Source organism: Acidocella sp. (assembly GCF_013044125.1).
GTDB lineage: Bacteria > Pseudomonadota > Alphaproteobacteria > Acetobacterales > Acetobacteraceae > Acidocella.
Genome location: NZ_JABEVC010000006.1, coordinates 1 through 7,571 on the forward strand (window position 1 = coordinate 1; position 7,571 = coordinate 7,571).

The window sequence follows — 7,571 nt, forward strand, 5'->3', positions numbered from 1 at the left end:
CCCAAAATCCGCCGCAACACATAACGCGCTTCCGGAATGAGTGTCAGCCAGCCAAACACCTCGTCCATATCGCTGATCGCGGCCGCACTCGGCACCGGCGGGCGCACCGCTGCGCCCTCCCATCCATATGCCTCCAGCGCGGTATGCACGATATCAAATTTCATCTGCCGCAGCTGCGTTGAATACCCGCGCGAAGGCAGCGCCAGCAGCGTCGCCCCCGCCGCTTCCAACCGCGCAACGACCTCAGCCCCGCTCATAACCGCCGCCGCGCTCACTGGCAGCCACCCTGCGGATACGGCTCGCCCGTCAACAGCCCCCAGGTCAGCGGATGCCCGGCCCGCAGCGCCCCCCGGTTCGGATCATCAGACACCACCTCCCCGCTCACAGGCGCCACAACCTTCGTCGGCGCCAGCGCGCACAGCCGCCGCCCCCGCTCTATCACCGTATTGCGCGACAACCCGAGCGTGCGGCCAATCTGCGCCCACGTCGCCCCGCCAGCCCGCATGTTCCGAATGACCGCATCGGCCGCCGCCGTCCAAACCCTCGCCTTTGGCATTCTTCCGTCCTCTCGGTGTTATCCGCCGGACAGTTAGATATTCTAACTCTTAATGTCAAGAAATACTAACATAGCGTTTGCGGAGACAGCGTGTTAGAAACACACCATGCCATCAAAAAAACAGCCCCCTGCCGAAACCGTCGGCTCACGCATCAGATCCCTCCGCCTCGCCGCTAACCTCACGCAGGATGAATTCGCCGCGAAACTCAATGTTTCCCGTTCCGCCATCGCCCAATGGGAGACTGATCGCGCCGGGCAGGTCCGTGACAATATGGAACGTATCGCCAAGGTGCTTAACACCTCCCTTGGCTATCTTGTGTCCGGTGAAACCGGTTCACTTTTAGGTGATGAGCTGGCCCTCATGCGTCTCTACCGCGCATGCTCCGCCGAAGACCGGAAAATACTCCTCCTCACAGCCCGGCGTCTGGCCCGCAGCTAACATCCCGCCGCGCACAGCCAGCGCCCCCATGCCGGCCGGCCTAACGCTCCGGCCCCAGCAGGCGTAACTCCCGGTACACACCGCCCTCGCGTGAAAAATGCTGATTATAAAACGGATCATACGGCAAAATCCCCGTATATCGTTCCCGCATCACCTCATTTTCAAACATGAACCGCGCAATCTTGCTCTCATCGAAATCATCCCCGCGGCTAACGCTCTCGCGGTGTTCCGCCACGGCATCGGGCGTATAAACAATCTGCCATCCGGCCTGTGTCAGTTTCACACATAAGTCGACATCGTTGAACGCAACCGTCAACTCCGCCTCATCCAGCCCGCCAACAGCCTCAAAAGCGCCCCGGCGCACCAGCATGCAGGCCCCCGTCACAGCGGATATCTGCTGTGCCGCCATCGCGCGCATCACATAGCCCGGCGCCCGCCCCGCAATCCCTCTGAAGGCATGGTCCGCCACACCGCCCACGCCCAGCACCACTCCGGCATGCTGCACCGTCCCCGCCGGATATAAAAGCTTCGCCCCCACCGCGCCCACGCGCTCGTTCACCAGGCATTCGTCGAGCATCGTGCGCAGCCACAGCGGCTCACTAACAATCACATCGTTGTTTAACAACAACAAAAATTCATGCCGCGCCGCCCGCGCGCCAATGTTATTCAGCCGTGAATAATTAAACGGCTCGGCAATCCGTATCACCCTGGTCCCCGGCAAATTAGCCTGCCTGGCGGTGAATGGCTCAGCCTCCGGCGAGGATGACCAGTTATCCAGCAAAATAATCTCGTATTCCACCTCGCGAGTATGCTGGCGGATCGCCGTCACGCATTCCAGCGTCATGGCGATCTGGTCTCTGAACGGGATCAGAATCGAAACCCGCGCCGCCTTCTTGCGCGCCTCCGGCACCTGCCATCGCACCTGGTAACACGTCAGGCCACCCCGCGCCGTCACCTCAGCCGGCAGCCCGCGCCGCTGCAAATGCGCCGCCACCGCCGCGGCTCCCGCCAGCGCCGCCCCTGGCTTGGCGCCGGCCCCCGCCGCCGCGGTCGAACCCGCCGTCTTGCGCCAGTGGTACAACACTTCGGCAACATGGCAGACTTCCTCCGGCGCCAGCGCTTCCGTTAGCCTTAATAACAAATCATGGTCCTGCGCCCCGTCAAACCGCTTATCCAGCCCCCCCGCCTGGCGCAGCGCCGCCATCTCAACCATCACGAAATGACAAATATAATTAACCTCGAGCAAAAACCGGTAATTAAAATCCGGCTTGAAATGCGGCTCCGACAGCCCCCCCGAATGGTCGATCTTGTCCTCATCGGAATAAAGCAGCTTCGCACCCGTCGCCGCCTGCGCGCGCAGCATAATCTCCACCGCGCCCGGCTCCAGCACATCGTCATGGTCGAAAAACGCAACAAATTTCCCTTGCGCCTGCCCCAGCGCCACATTGCTCGCCGCCGCAATCCCTGTGTTCCTCGCCAGCACTGCCAGCTTTATCCGCGCATCCGCCGCGCTCAACCGGCGCATCACCTCAGTCAGTTCCGCATCCTTGCCGCCATCATCCACCAGCAGCAACTCCCAGTTCCGGTAGCTCTGGTTGCGTACTGAATCGATCGCGGTCAAAAAATCCCCCACCCGCGGCCGGTACACCGGGCATAGAATCGAGACGAGCGGCTGCTCCGGCGGCAACGCGCCATACCGCGCCTGCGCGCGCGGCAGCGCCAGCGGCAGCGCCTGCGCCGCCCACCGTCCATAATCACTCAGCAGATACCGCTCCCCCGGCAACGCGGCCTTCAACTCCTTGCGCAGATGATACGCAAACGCAAACAACTCGTCCGCCCGTTTCGCCAGCCCGGCAATCCGCTCGCGCTCGTCATCCTGCGGATACGCAACCTCCAGCGGGCTGCCGCCCAATTCCTGGCGTCCCGGCATGGCATAAAATCTGAACGCCGTGCGCCTGCGCGCGCGCAACTCCGGCGGCGGCGAAAATGTGAACCCGCAGCCGGTGTCGCACCCCACAGACTCCGCCACATCCGCCCGGTACTGGTCCGCCAGCAATTCCGCCACCGGCTGCCCGCCCGTGGTCACCAATATCCGCACCCCCCCCTGCCTCGTCCTGGCCCTATCGTCCACATTCAGCGCCCAGCCCTGAATCAGCCCGTCAATCATGCCATCCACGACACCTTCAACCCGCACCGGCTTGGCCAGGCAGAAACTCAGTTCAGCCATCTCCGCCCCCCCGCGCGAAGACATCGCGAGTCCCGCCCCATCGAGCGTCATAAACTTCAGCACATGCCGCAGCCCGTCATGATACCGCGGTGAAATATTGTAATAAAACCCAATCCGGCTCGCCGGCAGCTTCAACAACACCGCATCATCCCGATGCAGATCGCATCGGATCACGTCGGCAATCACATCATCAATCAACACCCGCAGCCGCAGGCTCTCACCAGGCTGCCCAAAATCCACCGCCCACCCGCCAACACCCGCCTCGTCGATCCTGTCCACGAACACCAGAATCTTGCTCTGCGCCGCCGCCTGCGGCTTCCCCTTGGCTGCAACCGGACGCTTTGCCATCTAGCGCGCTAACTCCATACCCAAACCAACCTCCACAATTGGCAACAACCGCGCCAGCCGCGCCACCCAGGCCGCCTGCCCCGCCGTATCCTTTATCAAATCCTGGCGTATTTCTATCTCGATATAATCCAGCCCCCCCCGCTCGGCATGCACCGGCACGCCATAATCGGTCTCGTCGCTCACGCGGTAAGGTTCATTTTCCCCCACCACCAGACCGCTCTCCCTACGCAACAGCTCCGCCAGCAAATGCGAGGCCCGCGGATTGCGATGATACAACACCGCAACCTCAACCTCCCGCGAAACCCCCAGATACACCGGCGTGAAGCTATGCATCGCCAGATAAATCCGTCCCGGCCTGGCCGCCAGCAACCGCGTAATTTCATCATGATACGGGTCGAACACCGCCCGCCGCCGCGCCGCCTTGTCCGCCTCACTCAAACCAAAATTCCCCGGCACCGGCGTCGCTTCGCTCACCTGGGGGAACGCACTCGCCACCTCCGGCGGCCGGTTGCAGTCAATCACCAGCCGCGAATAGTTCTGCAACACCGCCGTCGCATCCAGCGCCACGGCCAGCCCCCTGGTCACCTCCGCAATCCCGATATCCCAGGCAATATGCCGCGCCCGCTCCGCAGCACTCAGGCCCAAATCGCCCAACGCCCGCGGAATCACGCACCCGGCATGGTCAGCCGTCACAAAAAACCGGCTGGCCCCCGCCTCGTTCACCACGCAAAAGGGCAGCGGCTCATCGTCTCCCAGTAAACTCATACGCGCTCCTTAAGCTAATGGTGCCAGCTGATTTGTTCCGGTGCCGGTGTTTTTGGATCATATTCCAGAATTTCGCCATTGCCCGCTGAAACCCCGGTTAACGCCAGAATAAACCCCCAATGGCTCACCAGCACCGTCGTCGCATCATCATCGCGCGCCGCCATCCGTGCCCTGAAAGCATTCGCCCGCGCCACCGTCTCTTCCGTGGTCTCGCGCCGGTCATGCCACCATCGCCCCGGCAGATGTCCAAAATCATGCTGCGGAAACTTCGCCGCCAGCAAGTCGGGATGCCTCCCAACATCGCACACAAACGCCGTCCGCTCGCGCACCTCATGCATGATATCCACCCGCAGCCTATGCGCCTGCAAAATCGGCTGCGCCGTCTGCAAGGCCCGCGTATAAGGCGAGATAATCATCCGCGTCAGCCGCACCCCCGCCAGCCGGGCCGCCGCCGCCTGCGCCTGCTCCAGCCCGCGCGGCGTCAGCTCCGGGTCTTCAATCCCAGGGTCCACCCTGGTCGCGCTGAAATGCAGGTTAAAATAGCTTTCCCCGTGGCGGAGCAGAAACATGGACAATCCTTCAAGCGCGGCAATGTTGCCGGGTCGCGTACATAGACGTATGTCCTAGAATAGTCATGAATTGGCTAGAGGCTGATCGTTGCCGCCCCCAGTCCCTGGGCAAGGCCGGCAACGTGAATCAGTCTCTACTCAAAAAGTCAGAGGGTGCCGTGCAGGCCAACGCGCTACAAAACTTCGGGGGGGTGCCCATCACCCTTATTCTTTTCGCCGGAATCGCCATCTTCCTGGGCCTGCGCCTGCGCAGCATCCTGGGGCGGCGCGTCGGTTTCGAGAAACCACCCATCCCCCCCGGCCAGATGCCCGGCTTTGGCAACGGCCCGATCATCGAGGGCCGGGCCTTCCCCGCCCAGCCCGGCCGCCAAGTGCCGGACCCGCGCTCCGCCCTGGGCGAGCGCCTGATGCAGATCGTCAACCGCGATCCCAATTTTGACCCTCCCAAATTCCTCACCGGCGCCGAAACCGCCTTCCGCATGATCGTGACCGCCTTCGCCGCCGGCGACCGCGCCACCCTCAAATCTCTGCTGAACGAAAGCGTCTATCAAACCTTCGAGAGCGTCATCGCCGCGCGGGAAGCCGCCAATGAGCGCCACCGCACCGAAATCAAGGCCATCCTCTCCGCCGTCATCGACGATGCCGAACTGATCGGCGATCAAGCCGCCATCATCGTCCGCTTCACCTCCGATCAGGTGAACCTGACTCTGGATGCATCCGGCAACCCCCTGGTCGGCACCGAAGCCGTCACCGAACTCACCGACCTCTGGACCTTCGAGCGCAACCTAAAAAGCAAGGACCTCACCTGGCGCCTCGCCGCGGCACGGAGCGGCTGAACCCCATGCGCCTGCGCCATCTCTGGTTCGCCCCCGCCCTCATCCTCGCCGGTTGCGTCCAGCCGCAAACCGCCGTGCAACAAACCCTCCCCGGCGGGCCCAGCGCCACCAGCACCGCCATTGCCAGCCTCCCCGGCTGGGCGCAGGACAATACCGCCGCCGCCCTGGCCACCTTCGTGCAAAGCTGCAAGGCCATCGAGCTCATGCCGCCCGACCAATCCCTCGGCGGCACCGGCTTCCTCCAGCAAACCGCCGGCCAGGCCGGGCAATGGCAAAACGCCTGCAACGGCGCGCGCGACACCACCCCAGGCAATTCCGCCGCCGCCCGCACCTTTTTCGAAACCTACTTCACCGCCTACGACATCAACGGCACGGCCAAAATCACCGGCTATTTCGAGCCGGAATTCCCCGGCTCCAAAAACCGCGCGCCCGGCTACACGGCCCCCCTGTACGCCAAACCGGCTGACCGGGCCCTCGCCAACCTGCCCCGCGCCGCCATTGACAATGGCGCCCTCTACCGCAAAACCCCCGTCACCGCGTACCTGACCAACCCGGTTGACGCCTTCATGCTGCAAATCCAGGGCTCGGGCCGCATCCTGCTGCCCAACGGCCAAATCCTGCGCGTCGGCTTCGATGGCCAAAACGGCCAGCCCTACACCCCCATCGGCCGGATTCTCGTCGCCAACGGCGATCTCGATGCCAACAACGTCAGCTACCAGAGCATTTCCGCCTGGCTGAAATCCCACCCCGCCGAGGCCCGCGGCATCATGGAACAGAACGCCCGCTACGTTTATCTCAGGCCCCTCGGCGGCCTGCCCGCAAACCAGGGCGCCCCCGGCGCGCTCGGCGTCCCGCTTACCGCCGGCCGTTCCCTGGCCGTTGACTCCGCCGTCATCCCCCTGGGAATCCCGGTCTTTCTCTCCACGACTGACCCCATAACCCACGCCCCGCTCAACCGCCTCACCATCGCGCAGGACACCGGCGGCGGCATCCACGGCGCTGAGGCGGCTGACCTCTTCTTCGGCGCGGGGCCAGACGCCCAGGCCACCGCCGGCGTCATGCAGCAACCCGGCAGCCTCTACATCCTGGTCCCGCGCCCCGCCGCCGGAGCCACACCATGAGCCCGCCGCGCGTCGCCCTCTTCGTCACCTGCCTGGTGGACCTGCACCGCCCCAGCATCGCCTTCGCCAGCATCTCCCTGCTCGAAGCCGCCGGCTGCACGGTCGAGGTACCCCGCGCGCAAACCTGCTGCGGCCAGCCCGCCTATAATGCGGGTGACCGCGCCACCGCCCGCGAACTCGCGCTGGGCCTGCTCACCGCCTTCGCCGCCTATGACTATGTGGTCATCCCCTCCGGCTCCTGCGCCGGCATGCTCTCGCGCCATCTGCCGTCCCTCTTCAGCGACGATCCCAACCTGCGCCCCCGCGCCGAAGCCCTCGCCGCCAAAACCTACGAGCTCACCGCCTTCCTGGTGGACGTGATGCACTTCACCCCCACCCCACCGCCCCTCAATACCACCGCCACCTACCACGATTCCTGCGCCGGCCTGCGCGAACTCGGCATCAAAGCCCAGCCCCGCCAGCTCCTCGCCGCAATCCCCGGCCTCACCCTGGCGGAAATGCCAGAACCCGAGCTCTGCTGCGGCTTCGGCGGCACCTTCTGCGTCAAATATTCCGATATCTCAGCCAAAATGGCCAACGGCAAAACCACCGGCATCGAGACCACCGGCGCCAGCCTCCTCCTCGCCGGCGACCTCGGTTGCCTGCTCCACCTCTCCGGCAGCCTCACCCGCCAGAACGCCCAAACACAGGTCCGCCATATCGCCGAGGTC

9 protein-coding genes are annotated in these 7,571 nt (G+C 64.0%); 4 read left to right on the forward strand and 5 right to left on the reverse strand.

Annotated elements, in window-relative coordinates; all coding sequences use genetic code 11:
• Together HKL97_RS00305 and HKL97_RS00310 are read right to left on the reverse strand one after the other, a co-directional pair.
• A partial coding sequence (locus tag HKL97_RS00305) for a DUF6362 family protein (protein WP_291421704.1) occupies positions 1 to 257 on the reverse strand: 257 nt, incomplete at its 3' end.
• 14 nt (positions 258 to 271) lie between these two features.
• The gene (locus tag HKL97_RS00310; RefSeq protein WP_291421706.1) at positions 272 to 556 is read right to left on the reverse strand and encodes an AsnC family protein; all 285 of its coding nucleotides are present in this window, start codon (positions 554 to 556) and stop codon (positions 272 to 274) included.
• Positions 557 to 662: 106 nt separating this feature from the next.
• Between HKL97_RS00310 and HKL97_RS00315 the strand changes: the two genes are divergently transcribed.
• A complete protein-coding gene (locus HKL97_RS00315) occupies positions 663 to 995 on the forward strand; it encodes a helix-turn-helix domain-containing protein (RefSeq protein WP_291421708.1) in 333 nt (110 codons plus the stop codon).
• 40 nt (positions 996 to 1,035) lie between these two features.
• Here HKL97_RS00315 and HKL97_RS00320 read toward each other — a convergent pair whose 3' ends face one another.
• The 3 genes from HKL97_RS00320 to HKL97_RS00330 are packed head-to-tail and all read right to left on the reverse strand — an operon-like array spanning position 1,036 to position 4,904.
• On the reverse strand, positions 1,036 to 3,570 hold the full coding sequence (locus tag HKL97_RS00320) for a glycosyltransferase family 2 protein (protein ID WP_291421710.1): 2,535 nt from the start codon (positions 3,568 to 3,570) through the stop codon (positions 1,036 to 1,038).
• Positions 3,571 to 4,335 carry an N-formylglutamate amidohydrolase gene (locus HKL97_RS00325; RefSeq protein WP_291421711.1) on the reverse strand — a complete coding sequence of 255 codons (765 nt, stop codon included), beginning with the start codon at positions 4,333 to 4,335 and terminating at the stop codon, positions 3,571 to 3,573. It lies immediately after the preceding gene.
• Between the two features lie 14 nt (positions 4,336 to 4,349).
• Positions 4,350 to 4,904: a histidine phosphatase family protein gene (locus HKL97_RS00330; protein ID WP_291421713.1), complete on the reverse strand. Its 555-nt coding sequence runs from the start codon at positions 4,902 to 4,904 to the stop codon at positions 4,350 to 4,352.
• Between the two features lie 65 nt (positions 4,905 to 4,969).
• Here HKL97_RS00330 and HKL97_RS00335 point away from each other — a divergent pair, with 65 nt between their 5' ends.
• The 3 genes from HKL97_RS00335 to HKL97_RS00345 all read left to right on the forward strand — a co-directional run.
• Positions 4,970 to 5,740, forward strand: coding sequence for a Tim44/TimA family putative adaptor protein (locus HKL97_RS00335; RefSeq protein WP_291421715.1), 771 nt, complete (start codon positions 4,970 to 4,972; stop codon positions 5,738 to 5,740).
• A gap of 5 nt (positions 5,741 to 5,745) precedes the next feature.
• Entirely contained in the window at positions 5,746 to 6,861 is a 1,116-nt protein-coding gene (locus HKL97_RS00340; RefSeq protein ID WP_291421717.1) for a murein transglycosylase A, read from the forward strand.
• Positions 6,858 to 7,571 (forward strand): (Fe-S)-binding protein (locus HKL97_RS00345; RefSeq protein ID WP_291421719.1); only part of this gene is annotated, 714 nt, incomplete at its 3' end. The genes HKL97_RS00340 and HKL97_RS00345, both read left to right, overlap by 4 nt.

Coding starts and splice junctions, on each gene's coding strand:
- HKL97_RS00310 (WP_291421706.1), bottom strand. CDS start 556: ATGCCAAAGGCGAGGGTTTGGACGGCGGCGGCCGATGCGGTCATTCGG.
- HKL97_RS00315 (WP_291421708.1), top strand. CDS start 663: ATGCCATCAAAAAAACAGCCCCCTGCCGAAACCGTCGGCTCACGCATC.
- HKL97_RS00320 (WP_291421710.1), bottom strand. CDS start 3,570: ATGGCAAAGCGTCCGGTTGCAGCCAAGGGGAAGCCGCAGGCGGCGGCG.
- HKL97_RS00325 (WP_291421711.1), bottom strand. CDS start 4,335: ATGAGTTTACTGGGAGACGATGAGCCGCTGCCCTTTTGCGTGGTGAAC.
- HKL97_RS00330 (WP_291421713.1), bottom strand. CDS start 4,904: ATGTTTCTGCTCCGCCACGGGGAAAGCTATTTTAACCTGCATTTCAGC.
- HKL97_RS00335 (WP_291421715.1), top strand. CDS start 4,970: ATGAATTGGCTAGAGGCTGATCGTTGCCGCCCCCAGTCCCTGGGCAAG.
- HKL97_RS00340 (WP_291421717.1), top strand. CDS start 5,746: ATGCGCCTGCGCCATCTCTGGTTCGCCCCCGCCCTCATCCTCGCCGGT.